The 17,618-nt window shown below is 65.4% G+C and carries 15 protein-coding genes, 1 tRNA gene and 1 pseudogene; 8 read left to right on the top strand and 9 right to left on the bottom strand.

Annotated features, from left to right (window positions below; all coding sequences use genetic code 11):
- Nucleotides 1–55: 55 nt before the first annotated feature.
- The 3 genes and pseudogenes from AU193_RS07735 to AU193_RS07745 all read left to right on the top strand — a co-directional run bounded on the left by AU193_RS07735 (nucleotide 56) and on the right by AU193_RS07745 (nucleotide 2,165).
- Nucleotides 56–838: a sulfite exporter TauE/SafE family protein gene (locus tag AU193_RS07735; protein ID WP_064421787.1), complete on the top strand. Its 783-nt coding sequence runs from the start codon at nucleotides 56–58 to the stop codon at nucleotides 836–838.
- 228 nt (nucleotides 839–1,066) lie between these two features.
- Nucleotides 1,067–1,980 (top strand): annotated as a pseudogene (locus tag AU193_RS07740) (sulfite exporter TauE/SafE family protein).
- A 108-nt stretch (nucleotides 1,981–2,088) separates the two neighbouring features.
- Nucleotides 2,089–2,165: transfer RNA gene (locus AU193_RS07745), tRNA-Pro, on the top strand.
- Nucleotides 2,166–2,253: 88 nt separating this feature from the next.
- Here AU193_RS07745 and AU193_RS07750 read toward each other — a convergent pair.
- A complete protein-coding gene (locus AU193_RS07750; protein WP_064421788.1) occupies nucleotides 2,254–2,940 on the bottom strand; it encodes a sensor domain-containing protein in 687 nt (228 codons plus the stop codon).
- Nucleotides 2,941–3,214: 274 nt separating this feature from the next.
- A complete protein-coding gene (locus AU193_RS07755; RefSeq protein ID WP_064421789.1) occupies nucleotides 3,215–3,577 on the bottom strand; it encodes a hypothetical protein in 363 nt (120 codons plus the stop codon).
- Between the two features lie 228 nt (nucleotides 3,578–3,805).
- On the opposite strand from AU193_RS07755, the gene AU193_RS07760 reads away from it, so the two are divergent.
- The 4 genes from AU193_RS07760 to AU193_RS07775 all read left to right on the top strand — a co-directional run bounded on the left by AU193_RS07760 (nucleotide 3,806) and on the right by AU193_RS07775 (nucleotide 8,230).
- Nucleotides 3,806–4,123: a hypothetical protein gene (locus AU193_RS07760; protein WP_064421790.1), complete on the top strand. Its 318-nt coding sequence runs from the start codon at nucleotides 3,806–3,808 to the stop codon at nucleotides 4,121–4,123.
- Nucleotides 4,124–4,209: 86 nt separating this feature from the next.
- Nucleotides 4,210–5,733 (top strand): NAD(P)/FAD-dependent oxidoreductase, encoded by a 1,524-nt coding sequence (locus tag AU193_RS07765; RefSeq protein WP_064421885.1) that lies wholly within the window; start codon nucleotides 4,210–4,212, stop codon nucleotides 5,731–5,733.
- A gap of 122 nt (nucleotides 5,734–5,855) precedes the next feature.
- On the top strand, nucleotides 5,856–6,884 hold the full coding sequence (locus tag AU193_RS07770) for a methyltransferase (protein ID WP_172798239.1): 1,029 nt from the start codon (nucleotides 5,856–5,858) through the stop codon (nucleotides 6,882–6,884).
- A 56-nt stretch (nucleotides 6,885–6,940) separates the two neighbouring features.
- Nucleotides 6,941–8,230, top strand: a complete 1,290-nt coding sequence (locus AU193_RS07775; protein WP_064421792.1) for an acyltransferase — start codon at nucleotides 6,941–6,943, stop codon at nucleotides 8,228–8,230.
- Here the strand turns inward: AU193_RS07775 and AU193_RS07780 are convergent.
- From AU193_RS07780 to AU193_RS07810, 7 genes are all read right to left on the bottom strand, one after another.
- Nucleotides 8,187–11,054, bottom strand: a complete 2,868-nt coding sequence (locus tag AU193_RS07780; RefSeq protein WP_064421793.1) for an RND family transporter — start codon at nucleotides 11,052–11,054, stop codon at nucleotides 8,187–8,189. The two genes, AU193_RS07775 and AU193_RS07780, sit on opposite strands and share 44 nt — an antisense overlap.
- An 81-nt stretch (nucleotides 11,055–11,135) precedes the next feature.
- Nucleotides 11,136–11,765 carry a cutinase family protein gene (locus AU193_RS07785; RefSeq protein ID WP_064421794.1) on the bottom strand — a complete coding sequence of 210 codons (630 nt, stop codon included), beginning with the start codon at nucleotides 11,763–11,765 and terminating at the stop codon, nucleotides 11,136–11,138.
- 67 nt (nucleotides 11,766–11,832) lie between these two features.
- The gene (locus tag AU193_RS07790) at nucleotides 11,833–12,285 is read right to left on the bottom strand and encodes a DUF5078 domain-containing protein (protein WP_064421795.1); all 453 of its coding nucleotides are present in this window, start codon (nucleotides 12,283–12,285) and stop codon (nucleotides 11,833–11,835) included.
- A 16-nt stretch (nucleotides 12,286–12,301) separates the two neighbouring features.
- Nucleotides 12,302–12,640, bottom strand: a complete 339-nt coding sequence (locus AU193_RS07795) for a DUF732 domain-containing protein (RefSeq protein WP_064421796.1) — start codon at nucleotides 12,638–12,640, stop codon at nucleotides 12,302–12,304.
- Nucleotides 12,637–15,543, bottom strand: coding sequence for an RND family transporter (locus AU193_RS07800; protein ID WP_064421797.1), 2,907 nt, complete (start codon nucleotides 15,541–15,543; stop codon nucleotides 12,637–12,639). Before AU193_RS07800 ends, AU193_RS07795 begins: the two co-directional genes overlap by 4 nt.
- Entirely contained in the window at nucleotides 15,540–15,968 is a 429-nt protein-coding gene (locus tag AU193_RS07805; RefSeq protein ID WP_064421798.1) for an MmpS family protein, read from the bottom strand. The genes AU193_RS07800 and AU193_RS07805 overlap by 4 nt, the downstream gene beginning before the upstream one ends.
- Before the next feature lie 160 nt (nucleotides 15,969–16,128).
- Complete coding sequence (locus AU193_RS07810) at nucleotides 16,129–16,725, bottom strand: TetR/AcrR family transcriptional regulator (RefSeq protein WP_082682882.1); 597 nt, start codon at nucleotides 16,723–16,725, stop codon at nucleotides 16,129–16,131.
- A 53-nt stretch (nucleotides 16,726–16,778) separates the two neighbouring features.
- On the opposite strand from AU193_RS07810, the gene AU193_RS07815 reads away from it, so the two are divergent.
- A complete protein-coding gene (locus AU193_RS07815) occupies nucleotides 16,779–17,615 on the top strand; it encodes a mycofactocin-coupled SDR family oxidoreductase (RefSeq protein WP_064421799.1) in 837 nt (278 codons plus the stop codon).
- Nucleotides 17,616–17,618 lie beyond the last annotated feature (3 nt).

Genomic DNA, 17,618 nt, shown 5'->3' on the forward strand with positions numbered 1-17,618 from the left:
TTACCGGTGGTAGGCATCGCTGCCGCTCCACACCTCGACGATTAATCTCGTCGGAGTGCCCGTCGTCGACATGGTCCTCATCGCGTTGGCGGGCTTGGGAGCGGGCGTGATCAACACGCTGGTCGGCTCCGGCACCCTGATCACCTTCCCCACGCTGGTGGCGTTGGGGTATCCGCCGGTGACGTCGACGATGTCGAATGCGATCGGGTTGGTGGCCGGCGGCGTGTCGGGCACCTGGGGTTATCGCCGCGAACTGCGAGGACAGTGGCATCGGCTTCGGTGGCAGATCCCGGCCTCGTTCGTTGGGGCGGTACTCGGGGCGTGGCTGCTGCTGCATCTGCCGGAGACGGTGTTCGAGCAGGTCGTGCCCGTGCTTCTGATCGGCGCGCTGGTGTTGGTCGTGGTCGGTCCGCGGATTCAGTCGTATGCGCGGGTGCGGGCCGAAGCGGCCGGGCGATCCGCCGAGCACGTGTCGCGATTCCGGATGGTCGCCGTGGTCGTCGCGACGTTCGCGGTCGGGGTCTACGGCGGGTACTTCACCGCCGCGCAGGGCATCCTGCTGATCGCGGCGATGGGCGCGCTGCTCCCCGAGGATCTGCAGCGCATGAACGCCGCCAAGAACCTCCTGTCGTTGGTCGTCAACGTGGTGGCCGCGGTGGCCTACACGGTGGTGGCGTTCGACCGGATCAGTTGGGCGGCGGCGGGCCTGATCGCGGCCGGTTCGTTGGTTGGCGGTTTCCTCGGGGCCCGCTACGGTCGCCGGCTTTCACCCAATGCGTTGCGGGCGGTCATCGTGGTGGTAGGAATCATCGGCCTGTATCGATTGCTGACCCTCTAGAACACTTCTGTAAGGTTGGTCCGAGCTGAGGACCAGGAAGGGGAGCCGGGTGGCCGAACGCCGATTCCGCACCGCGCCGTCGGCCCTGTGCGCCCTCGAGCCGTTCTGGCCGTCACGCCGGATCATCGCCTTCGACGAGTGGTGTCGCGCGCGGATCTGACTTCGCGCCCACCTGTCCCTCCGGTCGGCCGCCCGCCGCGCTGACCACTTCCGAAAGCAATCGAACGTATGCGTTCGCTCCTGATATTCACGCTCGTCGGCGTCGGAGCACAGCTGGTGGACGGCGCGCTGGGCATGGCGTTCGGCGTGACCGCCTCGACACTGCTGGTGCTGAGCGGACTCGGCGCCGCGCAGGCGAGCGCGGCGGTGCACCTGGCCGAGGTCGGCAGACGCTGGCCTCGGGCCTGTCGCACTGGCGGTTCAACAACCTCGACTGGTCGATCGTGCTGAAACTGGGCGTGCCCGGCGCGATCGGGGCCTTCGCGGGTGCGACCGTGTTGTCGTCGCTGTCGACCGAGCATGCGGCCCCGCTGATGGCGGCGATTCTGGTCGCGATCGGGATCTACGTGCTGCTGCGGTTCTCGCTGCGCAACCCTCCGGTGATGCGACACGGTGAGACACCGCATACGGCGAGGTTTCTCAGCCCGCTCGGGTTGTTCGGGGGGTTCATCGACGCCTCCGGTGGCGGCGGCTGAGGTCCGGTGACGACGAGCACGTTGCTCTCGCGCGGCAAGACGGCGCCGCGCACGGTGATCGGCTCGGTCAGCGCCTCGGAATTCCTGGTGGCGGCATCGGCCTCGGTCGGTTTCGGTATGGGGCTACGCGAGGAGTTCGTCGAGAACCTGCCGGTGGTTCTTGGACTGGCCGTGGGCGGTGTGATCGCCGCCCCGCTGGCGGCTTGGCTGGTGAGCCGAATCCGGCCCGCGCTGTTGGGCACGGCCGTCGGCGGCGTCATCGTGTTGACCAACAGCCAGAAGCTGGTGCACTACTTCGGTATCGAATGGCCGTGGTCGTCGGGCGTCTACACGCTTATCGTGATCGGCTGGGCCGCAGCGCTTTACGTGGCTTGGCGCTACCGGCGGACGGTGGAGTCGGTGCCGGCGACCGACGAGGTCGAGGTGGTGCCGAGCGCCGCTCGGTAGGAGTTCGAAGTGGCGGTGAACCCGACGAGCGCGCTGGGTGGCGGTTGGGATCGCAGGACAGGCCTGCGGTAGCATTTCGTCCTGCTGCCGGCGATCCCGGCGGCGCCGCGGGCTGTGGCGCAGTTTGGTAGCGCACTTGACTGGGGGTCAAGTGGTCGCAGGTTCAAATCCTGTCAGCCCGACCAAGTCAGAAGCGCTTCCTGGACCTCTGGAAGGCACCGTTCCAGCGTCAGACGACACGCTTTGTCGGACTACCGCCTTCCAGACTCCGTGTCACCAGCGAGCGGCCACCTTCTCCGCGATCTGTTTGGCGATCCGCACGGCCGAGTCGCCCGGGTTGGGGCTGCAGGTGTTGACATCGATGATGACGTTGTTCTCCACCGCGACCGCGTGTCCGCAAGCCCACCCGGGTGCGGCGGCTTCTTGAAGCGTCGCGACTGTGCTCAGCACGTCGTCGGTGTTGCTGATCGGCCCGACGGTCCACTTCGTTCCGCTCTGCAGGTGGGTGTATTCGTGGCAGGCAGGCCACTGTTGCGCGGAGGCATCGAAGAAGGCCCGAGCCTTCTTCACGAGCGGGTACAGCACGACAGCCTGCTTCACGTAGTGGGCGAACTTGTCGCCGTCGTTGAGGCTCTGATCGCGCTCCGCTTGGAACCCGCTCTCGGCGTAGACCGGCGCCTCCGCCGCCCCGTCGATGCCGAGGCACTCACGCGGCTGCATCGTCGCGCTGTTGTCCGACATCGCGCTCTGAGCGCTGGTGACGGCCAGGGTCTGTGACCCCATCGCGGCGTTCAGCTCTCCGGGATTCAGCAGCAACTCGTCCAGCTCACGCTCGACGAGGGGACGGGGTATCAAGGTGCGGGTGGGCGTGGGCGTATCTGCATTTCCGACTGAGCTGGCACATCCGGCGACCAGAAGACAGACCATCGCGGCACCGAATGCCGTCGCTGGTTGGCGCATGTAATCCTCCCCGTGACAGCCGTGTCCAACCGATCACTCGCGGGCGATGTCCCCGGCATCGCCGCGCATGAAGCAATCGTGCAGCAGGGTGGCCACCGACGGGAAGAGGGCGTGCGGTGTTTCTGATAACGATGGCCGCTGCATCTGATAACGATTGATGCTCGCCCTGGACCGCACACCGCCATGGCGGGGCATGCCGACCGGCCGGTCATACCCGCCACGCGCCCGTGAAACACCTTGTGAGTCAACAGGAGTCAACGCGTTCAGCCGGATTTCACGACGAGGATTTCTCTCGATCGGCCGAGTCGTTGTCATCGTCGTCGTCGTCGGAACGGTCGGAATCGTCGTCGTCGTCATCAGAACGGTCGGAATCGGCGGCGTCGTCGTCGTCAGAACGGTCGGAATCGTCGGCGTCGTCGTCAGAACGGTCGGAATCGTCGGACTCCTTCCGATCGCTCGACCGGCCGCCCTCGTCGAGCTTGTCCGCGAATTTCGTCAACGCCCGCGCGAGTTGTCGCGCCTCGTGCGGTTCGAGCGAGTCGCCGAACAATAACTCCCCGCTGTCGTTCGCCCGCTCCAGGTAAACGAGATCATCCTTCGCCGCGACGTTCCACTGGCCGGACTCGTGCTCTGCCATCGTTGTCGCCCTCCCCTGTGAAGACTTTCGGCTCTTATACCCAGGCTGCCCAGCCTCCAAGCAACGGAGATTTCAACCGTCAAGCGGCGAACCGCACACCCTTACCGCGGGGATAGGAAACCCTCCCCGTACGCGGACGGATTCTGGCCCTGCGGCGATTACGTAGCCCCTGGTCGACTCGCAATCATTTCTCTCAACACCCCCGCACCACCCCCGAGAGGAAACGCCATGACCACCATCACCCGCCGCACGACCCGCATTCGGTACGTCGCCACCCTCGTCGGCGCCCTCGCCGTCTTCGTCTTCGCTCCGGCGACGGCTTATGCCGTCGACAACGAGCCCACCCCCGGCGGCGGCTGCACCTACACCGACGCTGACGGCTATCCCATCCCGATCGACGACGGCCAGGATGTCTTCGTCGACGGCAAAATCGTCTCCTGCCGCGGCGGGAAGATCACGATCACCACCGCGCCGGCACGCGGCGGAGCCAACGTCCGGCCGTCGTTGCCTGCCGGCAAGCTGCCGGTGCTGACCCGCCTGCCCTGAATCTCTCCCGATGATCGGCCCGCCACCCGACGGTGGCGGGCCGATTCGACACGGGAGCGGCACTCATCCGCAGTAGATTCCCCGGCATGCCGACTTCGGCGCCGCCGAGGGCGTCGCGCAATGGTGACGTCGCCGTCATCGGTGCGGGTCCCGGCGGGCTCGTCGCGGCTCGCTGGCTGTCCGCCCAGGGATTCGAGCCCACCATCTATGAGCGGGGCGCACAGTTGGGCGGCCAATGGACCGGCGAACCGGGCAGCAGCGGCGTCTGGCCCGACATGCACACCAACACCAGCCGCATCCTGACCGCGTTCAGCGACCTAGAGCCTGACTGCGCTGCTGTCTTTCCGTCCGGCCGCGAGGTCCTTCGCTACCTCCACCGCTACGCCGCGATGTTCGACCTGACACGACGGATCCGGTTCCTCACCCCGGTAACGAGTCTTCGTCGCGGTGACGGTGGCTGGCTGGTGCGCGCCGCCGGTGCCGAGCAGCGATACGAGCGGGCCGTCGTCGCCACCGGACGCTTTCAGTCGCCCGCCATTCCGGCGGTCGACGGTCTGCCGACTTTCGCCGGCTCGGCTGGAGCCGAACCAACGTTCCATTACCGCGGTGCGACCTCCTACCGCGGTAAGCGCGTGCTTGTCGCCGGCTGTTCTGTCAGTGCTTTGGAGATCGCCTCCGAGTTGGCTCAACACGGGGCGCGCGTCGTGGTCACTCAGCGCCACCAGCGTTACGTGTTACCGAAATTCGCCGCGGGTGTTCCTTCGGACCACCGGATTTTCACCCGGTACGGGGCGTTGGCCGACGAGACACTGCCGATCGCCGAGGTCGACCGTCAGCTCAAGGAAATCGTCGTCGAAGCTGGTGGAACGCCGCAGCAGTACGGCGCACCGGCGCCCGATCCATCGCTGTTCGCCGCCGGCATCACGCTCAGCCAGCTCTACCTGCCCCTGGTGGCCGAAGGCCGGATCGAAGTGCGCCCGTGGATGGCGTCGGTCGACGGTACGACCGTGACGTTCGCCGATGGCCACGTCGAGCAGTTCGACGGCATTCTCCTCGGCACCGGTTTCGAGCTGTCAATGCCTCTCCTGGACAACGAGATTCGAGCAACGCTCGACATGGACGGCGCGCACTTCGACACCGACCGCCACACCTTCCATCCCGATCTTCCCGGCCTGGCGTTCATGGGAATGTGGGACCAGTCCGGTGGCTATTTCGTGCCGCTCGAGTTGCAGGCCCGCTGGATTGCCTACACGTGGGGCGGCACGGTCCGCCCTCCGAGCGATGCCGAACAACGCCGTGCGATCGGGGTCTACCGCTCACGCCGGGGGCTTCCGCAAAAAACCCGGATGAATCTCGTGGCGTTGACGTTCGCCCGCGCCGCGGGCGTCGAACCGACCATCGACAATTGGCCGGAGTTCACCCGCGCCCTGCTGTTCGGGCCCCTCGCGCCGAGCTGCTTCCGCCTCGACGGTCCCGATGCACTGGACGAGGCACCGGCTCGATTCGCCCGCGATGCCGCCGCTTTCGATGCGATCACCTCACCTGCTTTCACCGAGCGTGAGAATGCGTACCGTGCCTTACTCGAGGACGTTGACCCACAACACCTTTGACGCTGTAAGTAGTTGCCTCGGGAAGGTTGGACGTAGAAGCTTCGCGCCCGAGCGACGACAATCAAGCGGCGACGCGTACGTAATGCCTCGGCTCTCGGAAAGTGAGGTCTGCTATGTCGGTCATGGACAGCGAAACCGACCCCGACGATGCCGTCACACCCGACGCGATCATGCAGTTGGGGCTGGCGTTCTGGGGCTCCAAGACGCTCCTCAGCGCGATCGAACTGGAAGTCTTCGGCATACTCAGCAGGACGGGCCACCTCACCGCCGACGAACTCCGCGACCACATCGGTATCCACCCGCGCGGCGCACGGGATTTCTTCGATGCGCTCGTGGCACTGAAGATGCTGGACCGCGTCGACGGTCGTTACCGCAACACCGCGGCGACCGACCGGTTCCTCGACCCGGCCAAGCCGACATACATGGGCGGAGTCTTGGAAATGGCGAACGCCCGCCTGTACACGTTCTGGGGGTCGCTCACCGAAGGTCTTCGCACCGGTCAGGCTCAAAGCGAAGTGAAAAGCGGTGGTGACTTCTTCGAGTCGGTATACGCCGATCCTGCCAAACTTGCGCAGTTCACCGCGGCGATGAGCGGACTCAGCCGCGCGGCCGGTGAGGCGCTGGCTGCGAAATTTTCCTGGGAGCGTTACGCCAGTTTCGTCGATGTCGGCTGCGCGCAGGGCGCCGTCGCAGCCGCGATAGCGAAAGCCCACACTCATCTCACCGGCCGGGGATTCGATCTGGCTCCTGTCGAACCGGTTTTCAACGGGTACGTCGCAGAGCACGGCCTCAGCGACCGACTGGAGTTCGTGCCTGGCAATTTCTTCGCCGAGGCCCTACCCAGCGCCGACGTCATCGTGATGGGTCACATCCTCCACGACTGGGATCTCGAGCAGAAATGCCTTCTGCTGCGCAAAGCGCATGCCGCCCTTCCCGCGGGAGGTGCGCTGATCGTCTACGAAGCGATCATCGACGACGATCGGCGAGAAAACGCATTCGGGCTGTTGATGAGCCTCAACATGCTGATCGAAGGTCTGGGCTTTGATTTCACCGGCGCGGAGTGCCGCCGGTGGATGGCCGACGCCGGCTTCCGCGACAGCTACGTCGAACACCTGGTGGGACCAGACTCCATGGTGGTGGGCATCAAGTAGCGCGTCGCGTAGTACTACTCAAGCCCGCGGCAGGGCCGGCCGGGCATCCTGAACTCATGTCGCTCACCAAACCCCTGGCCGGTGCCGACGAACTGGCCGCCGACACCCCGCCGACGCGCGACCGCGCCGTCGACGTCGCCCGCCTGGCCGCGCTCATCGTGGTCATGTTCGGCCACTGCGCGCTGCTGCTGGCGACCATCGATGCCGGCGGTGTCCGGATCGGCAACATCCTCGGGGAGATCCCCGCTCTGGCCCCGGTGACGTGGGTCGTGCAGGTCATGCCGTTGTTCTTCCTTGCCGGTGGCGCCGCGGGCGCATACGGCTGGCATGCGGGCAAGTCGTGGGGCACCTGGCTGGTCGCTCGCGCGCAGCGATTGTGCCGGCCGGTGTTCTGGTACCTCGCCGCCTGGACGGTCGGACTCCTCGCGGTGCGACTGACCCTCGGCCCGGACTCCACCGCCGACCTCGGGCGCGAATCCGTCGCGCTGCTGTGGTTCCTCGGCGTTTATCTGGTCGTGCTCGCGTACGTCCCCGCTCTGACCCGCCTGTCGACGGGCCGCGGCGTCGCCGTCATAGTGGGTGGTCTGCTGGCCGCCGCCGCGGTCGTCGACACGATCCGGCTCTCCGTGGGAACGCCGATGGCCGGAGTCGCGAACTTCGTCATCGTCTGGCTCATCCCCGTCGTCTTCGGCGTGGGCTACGCGCGTCGGCTGATCGACCCGCGCGCGGCGCTCGCGACAGCCGCGGGCGCAATTGTCGGACAGGCGATTCTGGCAATCGCCGGGCCCTACGAGGTCTCGCTCGTCGTGACCGGAACCGAGCAGTTGTCGAACGTCTCGCCCCCCACCCTGCTTCTCGCGCTGCACTGCACGTGGGTGTCGGCAGCGTTCATCGCGTGCGCCGGGGCGATCCAGCGGTGGGCTCAGCGGCCGCGGGTCTGGTACGTCGTCGCGACCGGCAACGGGGGAGCGATGACGCTCTACCTCTGGCACATCGTCGCGATCGCCATCGCCGCGTTCTCACTGCACGCCGTCGGCCTCGACGCGTATGACGTTGCTGCACCGTACTTTTGGGCGTTTCTCGCACTTCGAGCGGTCGTGTTCGCTGTCGTCATGTTCGCCCTGTTCCGGCTGCTCTCGCCGCTCGAGCATCGCCGCCTCGCGTGGTGGGACACGCCCGTCCGGGCGACCGGTGCACGATCGACCGCCGCCGGTGTGCTGATCGTGCTGGCAGGTGTGGCGTTGGTGATGCTGGCCAAGAACGGGCTGACCGGAACCCTGGGTTGGACGATGCTGGGTTGCTTCACCGCGTCGGCTGCGACGGCGCGGGCCATGGCACGGGCTTAGGCCGCTGCCTGACCCGCTGCGGCCACCAGAACCAGCGGCCGAGCAGCGCGGCGATCGACGGCGTCATGAACGCGCGGATCACCAGAGTGTCGAACAGCAGCCCCATGCCGATCGTCGTGCCCATCTGCGCCACCACGGTCAATTCGCTGACCACCATCGAGATCATCGTGAAGGCGAAGACCAGTCCCGCCGCCGTCACCACCGATCCGCTGCCGCCCATGGCCCTGATGATCCCGGTGTTGATGCCTGCGGGCAGTTCCTCCTTCAACCGCGCGACGAGCAGCAGGTTGTAGTCCGCACCCACGGCCAACAGGATGATCACCGCCATGGCCATGACCATGAACTGCAACTCGATGCCGAGTATGTGCTGCCACACCAGAATCGACAGGCCGAAGGACGCACCGAGCGACAGGACAACGGTGCCCACGATCACCGCGGCGGCGATGACGCTGCGCGTGATGATCAGCATGATCGTGAAAATCAGCGCCAACGCGAGGATGCCGGCGATCATCAAGTCGTAGTTGTTGCCCTCCTGCATGTCCTTGAACGCCGCCGCGGTGCCGCCGACGTAAATCGTTGACCCTTCCAGGGGCGTGCCTTTGATGGCTTCCTTCGCCGCCTGCTTGATCGCGTCGATGCGTTCGATGCCGTCGGCGCTGAGGGGGTCGCCCTCGTGCTGGACGATCATCCGCACCGCACGGCCGTCGGGCGAGATGAAGTTCTCCATGCCGCGTCTGAAGTCCTCGTTGTCGAAGATCTCAGGTGGAAGGTAGAACGTGTCGTCGTTCCATGAGTCGTTGAAGGCGTCGCCCATCGCCGACTGGTTCTCGCTCATAGCGGCCTGCTGATCCTGCAGGCCCCCTTGCGAGGCGTGCATCGTCAACATCATGGTGCGCATCGTGCGCATCGACTCGATCTGCTCGGGCATCAGCGCCAACAGTTGCGGCATCAGCGCATCGAGCCGCTCCAGGTCCGGAATGAGGTCCTGGACACTGTCGGTCAGCTTGTTCGTACCGTCGATGGTGTCGAAGATCGACCGTATCGACCAGCAGACCGGGATGTTGAAACAGTGCGGTTCCCAGTAGAAGTAGTTGCGGATCGGGCGGAAGAAATCGTCGAGATCGGCGATGTGGTCCCGCAATTCGGCGGTGTCGACGGCCATGGTCTTGGTCTTCTCCACCATGCTGTGCGTGGTCGCGTTCATCTCGCCCATCAACGCCATCATCCGCGTCATGGTGTCGATGTTCTTCTGCATCTCGTCGGCCTGCACCAGCATGTCGGCCATGCGGTCTTGCGTGTACTTGCGGTTCAGGTCCTGGCCGACGCCGCCGAGGCTCATCTGTGCCGGGATGGTGCTGAATTCGATCGGCTTACCGTTGGGACGGGTGATGGCCTGGACCCGCGAGATGCCCGGCACCCGGAAGACCGCCTTGGCGATCTTGTCGATCACCAGGAAGTCGGCCGAGTTGCGAAGATCGTGATCGCTTTCGATGAGCAGCAACTCAGGATTCATGGTGGCGGGGGAGAAGTGCCGTTCGGCAGCGGCGAAACCCTGGTTCGCCGGGAGATCGGCGGGCAGATACAGCCGGTCGTTGTAGTTGGGCTGGTACCCGGGCAGCGTCAACAACCCCACCAGTGACAACGCGACGGTCGCGAGCAACACCGGACCGGGCCACCGGACGATGGCCGCGCCGATCTTGCGCCAACCACGGATCCGCATGGCGCGTTTCGGCTCCAGAAGCCCGAAACGGGTCGCGATGGTGATGATCGCCGGTCCGAGCGTCAGCGCAACGAACACCGCGGTCGTCATGCCCACCGCCAGCGGGACACCCAACGACTGGAAGTACGGCAGGCGGGTGAACGACAGGCAGAAGGTGGCGCCGGCGATCGTCATACCCGAGCCCAACACCACATGGGCGGTGCCGTGGAACATGGTGTGGAACGCCGACTCCCGGTCTTCACCCAGGGTCCGGGCTTCCTGGTAGCGCCCGATGAGGAAGATCGCGTAGTCGGTGGACGCCGCGATCGCGAGCGTCACGAGTAGGTTCGTCGCGAACGTCGACAGGCCGATCAGGTCGTGATATCCGAGGAATGCGACCACTCCTCGGGTGGCCGCCAGCGCCAGGAACACCATCGCCAGCGTGATGAGCATGGTGCCGATCGACCGGTAGACCAGCAACAGCATCGTGATGATCACCGCGAACGTGGCGTACTCGATGATGCGGATGCTGCGGTCGCTGGCGATCTGCTGGTCGGCGACCAGGGCTGACCCGCCGGTGACGAAGACCTTCACGCCCTGGGGGGGAGGGAGGCTGTCAACGATGCCCTTGACGGCTTCCACCGACTCGTTGGACAGCGCCTCGCCCATGTTGCCTGCCAGATAGGCCTGGACGTACACGGCCTTTCCGTCGGCGCTGACGGCCGCGGCTTCTGTCAGCGGGTCGCCCCAGAAGTCCTGGATGTGCTCGACGTGCTCGTTGTCGGCTTCGAGCCTGTCGACGAGTTCGTCGTAGTACCGGCGCGCATCGTCGCCCAGCGGCTGCTCGCCCTCGAGGACGATCATCGCCGAGCTGTCGGACTTGAACTCTTCGAAGACGTGACCGACCCGCTGCATCGCGATCACCGACGGAGCTTCCGACGGGCTCATCGACACCGATCGCATCTGGCCGACAACCTCGAGTTGCGGCACGGTCACGTTGAGCAGCGCGATCAGTGCGATCCACGCGACGATGATCGGAAGGGCAAGCCGCCGGATCCACTTGGCCAGCTGAGACCGCGGGGACTGCGCGATCTGTTCAGTTGACCGCGCGGTGGGAGCGCTCACCAGGGTTTCACCTCGGCCGAGCTCCTCCCTATGGTGTTAGGACCGCCTTAGTCCTACCAGAAAAGGCACGCCGACCGGTAGTCAGATCCGCCCCGCAGCGAACTCTGCAGCCTGGTTAACCAATCCGGCCTCGACATACGCGACGTGGGCGCCCATGTCGCGTCCCCCTTCGAAGCAGATCGGATCGTTCGGGACACACAGGTCGATCGTCTTGGCCGCGTATTCGGGACCCACGGAGGGCAGGGGCCCCGGGGCCAGCCGGTCGGCAAAGCTGCTGCGCGGACCGCCGAACAACGCGACCGCGACGACATGCGGAGCGACCGTCGGCGGCATCGCGGCGGTGGCGACGTCCATCACCGCGGCGCCCTGGGAATAGCCACCGAGCACCATCTGGGTCGCGGGGCACCCAACGGCCGTCGATTGCACGTGGGCACGCGTGTCCTCGGCGCCCGCGCGCGTGCTCACCGCAAAGTCGCGACTGGCGGGGTAGTCGACGGCGTAGACACCGACGGACCGGTCACCCAACCGCGAGCGCACCGAGTCGACAAAGGCCTGTCCGATGCCGCCCACCCCTGGCGGTTCGGTGGTACCGCGGGCGAAGACGATCTCGACATCCGGGCACGGCGCCGCCCCGGCTGCGGGGGCCGCGATCGGTGCGGACATCGTGATCGCGGCCAGCAGGAGGGCCGTGCGACGGGCGAATGCGCTCATACGCGTATGTCGCACCGAAGCGCCGAGACGTGACACAGCAGTGTTCGGCGACCTGCCCTGAGCCGAGCTACGGCGTCGTGGTCCAGTTCCAGATCTCGGGCTGGCTCGGCGGGTAGTTCATACACACGTCGGTGGCGTGCGCGACGACGCCCTTGTTGTTGAAGAACAGCTTTGCCCAGTTGGCCCACCGTTGCGCCATCGTCTCGTAGAAAACGTTGGTCGCGGTGTTCTCCGCGTACTGGCGGCGGCCCGCATAGTCCAGTGAGAAGAACCAGTAGATCCGGTCGCGAGCACCCTTTTGGACGTCAGGGTGCCGGTTCCTGTAGTCGATCATGTAGCGCTCGAAGTAGAACGGGTCCTGATCGCGAACGGCGGCCATGTACTGGTCGACCGTGCAGGTGGTCCGCATGATCCGGTTGGGGATCGGGTAGTCGTCGGTGGCGTCCGCGGCGGCGGTGGCCGGGAAGATCATCGTCGCGCAGCCGAAGGATGCCAGCGCGATGGTGGCCTTACGAAACATTTTCCGACTCCTAGCTTCAACGACGGTCACGGGCTTGGTCCAGAATCGGGAGGAGGTCGGGGCAGTAGAAGCGCAGCGCCCCGGCGAGGAACTTCCACGACTGGTCGGTGCTGTTCTGACTGCGCGCCAGCTGGTTCTGGACGAACTTCGCGGAGGCGAAGGCATCCCGGTCGACGCCCTTGCGTATTCGTTTGCAGGTGATCTTGCCGATCCAGGCGTTGTAGTCCTTCTGCCCGTAGATCCCGTACGTGTTCAGCTCGTTGGTGAAGTCGGTGTCGATGTCCTGCGCCTGGGCGGGCGCGGCCAGCACCAGCGCGGCCGCCACGGCAGCAACTCCACTGATCAGTCGTTTCATGACTGTGCTCCTTCCCCCCCTGACGGCGTCAGTTCCCTCGGTTTCGGCCACGGTACAGGTACTGGACGTTCCCGAACCCGCTGTGGCCACCAGAACCACTTACCCATGAGCGCCGCGATGGACGGCGTCATGAATGCCCGGATGACAAGAGTATCGAACAACAGGCCCAGTCCGATGGTCGTTCCGACCTGTCCGATGACTGTCAATTCGCTGACAGCCATCGACATCATCGTGAAGGCGAACACCAGACCTGCCGAGGTCACGACCGAACCGCTGCCGCCCATCGCCCGGATGATCCCGGTCCTGATCCCGGCGTGCAACTCTTCTTTCAGCCGCGACACCAGCAGCAGGTTGTAGTCGGCGCCGACGGCCAACAGGATGATGATGGCCATTGCCATGACCATCCAGTGCAACTCGATACCCAAGATGTGCTGCCAGATCAGGATCGACAGGCCGAACGACGCGCCGAGCGAGATCACCACGGTGCCGACGATCACCGCGGCGGCCACGACCGCGCGGGTCAACAACAGCATGATCGTGAATATCAGCGCCAGCGCGAGGATGGCCGCGATCAACAGGTCGTAGCTGTTGCCGTCCGACATGTCCTTGTAGACCGCGGCGGTGCCTGCCAGGTAGATCTTCGAGCCCTCCAGTGGAGTGCCCTTGATGGCCTCCTTGGCGGCCCGCTTGATCGCGTCGATCCGCGCGATGCCCTCGGGGGTCATCGGGTCACCGTCGTGGGCGATGATGAAGCGCACCGACTTGCCGTCCGGGGAGATGAAGTTCTCCATGCCCTTCTTGAACTCTTCGTTGTCGAAGACCTCCGGCGGGAGGTAGAAGGAGTCGTCGTTCATCGACGCGTCGAAGGCATCACCCATGGCAGTCGAGTTCTCCTGCATGGCTGCCATCTGGTCCTGCAGACCCTTCTGCGACGAGTACATCGTCAGCATCATCGTCCGCATCGTCTTCATCGTTTCAATCATCGGCGGCATCAGCGTGACCATCTGCGGCATCAGCCGGTCCAGCCGCTCCATGTCGGGCAGCAGGTTCTGGATGTCGTCGGTCATCGTGTTGATGCCGTCGAGGGTGTCGAAGACCGATCGGAACGCCCAGCAGATCGGGATGTTGAAGCAGTGCGGTTCCCAGTAGAAGTAGTTGCGGATCGGCCGGAAGAAGTCGTCGAAGTTCGCGATGTTGTCGCGCAGCTCGGCCACATCGACCGTCATGTCCTTCATCTTCGTGACCATGCTGTGCGTGGTCGCGGCCATCTCCTCGGTCAGCTTGGACATCCGCTCCATGTTCGCGATGGTCTTGGACATCTCGTCGGCCTGCACCAGCATGTCGGCCATCCGGTCCTGCAGGTACTTCTGGTTCATCTGCTGGGTGGTGCCCTGCATGCTGATCTGGAACGGAATCGACGTGTGCTCGATGGGTTTGCCGTCGGGCCGGGTGATCGCCTGCACGCGGGAGATTCCGGGCACCCGGAAGATCTGCTTGGCGATCTTGTCGATGACCAGGAAGTCGGCGGAGTTGCGCAGATCGTGGTCGCTCTCGACCATCAGCAGTTCGGGGTTCATCCGGGCCTGCGAGAAGTGCCTGTCGGCTGCCGCATATCCCTGATTGGCCGGCAGGTCGGCGGGCAGGTAGTTCCTGTCGTTGTAGTTGGTGCGATACCCCGGCAGCGCAAGTAGGCCCACCAGCGACAGGGCCACGGTTGCGACCAGGATCGGCCCGGGCCATCGCACGACGGCAGCGCCGACCTTGCGCCAGCCCCGCACCCGCATCGCCCGCTTGGGTTCGAGCACCTTGCCGAACCGGCTGGCGAAGCTGATGATCGCCGGCCCCAATGTCAGCGACGCCACCACCGAGGTCACCATGCCGACGGCCAGCGGCACGCCCATCGTCTGGAAGTACGGCAGCCGGGTGAAGCTCAGACAGAACAGCGCGCCCGCGATCGTCAGACCGGAGCCCAACACCACGTGGGCCGTTCCGTGAAACATGGTGTAGTACGCGGTCTCCCGGTCTTCTCCGGTTCCGCGGGCCTCCTGGTAGCGCCCGGTGAGGAAGATCGCGTAGTCGGTTCCCGCGGCGATCGCCAATGTCACCAACAGGTTGGTCGCAAACGTCGAGAGCCCGATGATCTCGTGGTAGCCGAGGAAAGCCACCACGCCGCGAGCGGCGGACAACTGAAGCACCACCATCACCAGCGTCAGCAACACGGTGATGATCGACCGGTACACCAGCAGCAACATCGTGATGATCACGGTGAACGTGAGCGCCTCGATGACCCGCATGCTGCGGTCCCCGGCGATGTGCTGATCCGCGGCGAGCGCCGCCGGGCCGGTGACGTATACCTTCACACCCGGCGGAGGCTGCATGCCGGCCACGAGGTCCTGGACCGCCTCGACCGACTCGTTCGCGAGCGCCTCACCCTGGTTACCGGACAGGTACACCTGCACATAGGCCGCTTTGCCGTCGCTGCTCTGCGCGCCGGAGGCGGTCAGCGGATCGCTCCAGAAATCCTGGACGCTTTGGACGTGCTTCTTGTCGGCCTCCAGCTTGGCGACCATCTCGCCGTAGAAGGCGCGGGTGTCCTCGCCGAGCGGCTGTTCGCCCTCGATCACGATCATCGCCGAGCTGTCGGAGTCGTACTCCTCGAAAACGTGACCGACGCGCTTCATCGCGATCATCGACGGCGCGAATTCCGGGCTCATCGAGACTGCGCGCTGCTGGCCGACCGTTTCCAGTTGCGGCACAGTGACATTGAGCACCGCGATGACCGCGATCCAACCCAGGATGATCGGGACCGCCAACGCGCGGATGGTGCGTGGAATGAAGGACCGCGTGGCGTGCCGAACGGGAGGGATGGCGTCCGTCGGAGCCTCGTTCGCCGGTGACGTCATGCGGATTTCACGAAGCAGAAGGTCTGGGCGCTCACGCCGGTGGAGGTTCTTTCGTCCTTGATCTCGTCATCGACGGTGATTCGGCAGGTGATGCTCTGGCCGTCACCCTGAGCGACGATGTTGGGCGCGGCCGACGGCGCCGTGGTCTGCAGCGTCAGCGACCAGGGCAACGACGCGCCATCGATCCGTTGCGGGCGGGCGTCGAGGTCCAGATAGTTGATGTCGGCATACGAACCCGTGCCGAAGATCTCGTACGTGATGACCTTCGGATCGAACGGCTCGGGATCGTCGGCGAACACGCGGGGGGTGACGATGATGCCTTCCGCGCCGAAGAAGGTTCGGATGCGGCTGACCGTGAATCCCGCGATGGTCACCACGACGATGATGACGATGGGCAGCCAGACCTTCCTCGCCATTCGAAGCATTACCGGCCCCGCCCGATGCAACCCATGTCCGCCCTCAAGTCGTATTCGTCGATGTGCGTGCGTCTCCGCGTAACTTAGCCCGTATAAGTTCTCACTGGGCCCTAGGTTAACTCAAGTCAGAGTGCTGGTGGTCACGGGCGGGATCCCGGTGTGGGCCAGGTCACGATGACGTGATCTCGAAGCGGTCCAGGTAACGCTCGATGAACGCTTCGGCCTCTGCGTGACCTCTGGTTATACCGAGTCCCCGTTCGAGCAGGACGATGCGGGCCAAGCTGGTCACGATCATGGACATGACCACGGGCGGGAACGCCTCGACATCGGCGCCGCGCGCCTTCATCGCCGCGGCCACCACGCTCTCTTCGACAGCTCCGAACCGATCGGCGTACGCCGCGATCTCACTGCGGATGGCCTTGCGATGGTTCGCCAGGGCCACGAACTCCATGAAGAGCCGGGCCCCGTGGGTGCTGTTGAGGCGCCACAGCGCGTGCAGGGGTTCGTCGGCATCGGCCGCTTCACGTTGGCGGGCCAGGTTCGCCTCGGCGCCCTCGCGCAGCACGGCAAGAAACAGGTCGTCCATGCTCGGGAAGTAGTAGTGCACCAGCGCGGGTTTCACCCCTGCCCGTGCCGCCACCCTCCTCGACGTGGCCGCGGCGTAGCCGTCTTCGAGCATGACCTGGGCGGTCGCCTCGATCAGCGCCGAGCGCGCGGCCGACTCTCGTCCACCCCTTGACCGCTCGCCGACGGGGCTGCTAGACATGGCGCCAGCCTAAATGTTGGGCGATCGCCCAACAAGTGAGGGGAGCTGCGGCGATGGCTGGTCGGGTAGCGGGCAAGATCGCATTCGTCACCGGTGCGGCACGGGGGCAGGGGCGCAGCCACGCGGTGCGGCTGGCGCAGGAGGGCGCCGACATCATCGCGGTCGACATCTGTCGCGGTTTCCCCGGCTCGACCGCGCCCGCGGCCACTCCCGAAGACCTCGCCGAGACCGCCGACATGGTCAAGAACCTCGACCGCCGCATCGTCACGGCCGAAGTCGACGTCCGCGACTTCGACGCGCTGAAGTCGGCCGTCGACAACGGTGTCGAACAGCTGGGTGGCCTCGACATCGTCGTGGCCAACGCGGGCATCGGCACCACCGGAGTGAAGCTGCACAAGATGGACGAGGACCGCTTCGACGAGACGATCGACGTCAACCTCGGCGGTGTGTGGAAGACCGTCAAAGCGGCCGTGCCCCATCTTCTGGCCGGCGGCCGCGGCGGATCGATCATCCTCACCAGCTCGGTCGGCGGGATCAAGGCCTACCCGCAGGTGGGCCACTACATCGCCGCGAAACACGGTGTCGTCGGGCTGATGCGCACGTTCGCCGTCGAACTCGGACAGCACTCGATCCGGGTCAACAGCGTGCATCCGACCCATGTGTGCACTCCGCTGTTGATGAACGAACCGACATACCGGCTGTTCCGACCGGACCTGGAGCATCCGGGCCCCGATGACCTCGCGCCGATCTGCCAGTCGTTCCATTTCCTTCCGATCCCGTGGGTGGAGCCGGTCGACATCAGCAACGCGGTGCTGTTCCTCGCCTCCGACGAAGCCCGCTACATCACCGGCGTGACTCTGCCCGTCGACGCCGGCAGCCTCTTGAAGTAGGGA

Source organism: Mycobacterium sp. GA-1285 (assembly GCF_001499905.1).
GTDB lineage: Bacteria > Actinomycetota > Actinomycetes > Mycobacteriales > Mycobacteriaceae > Mycobacterium.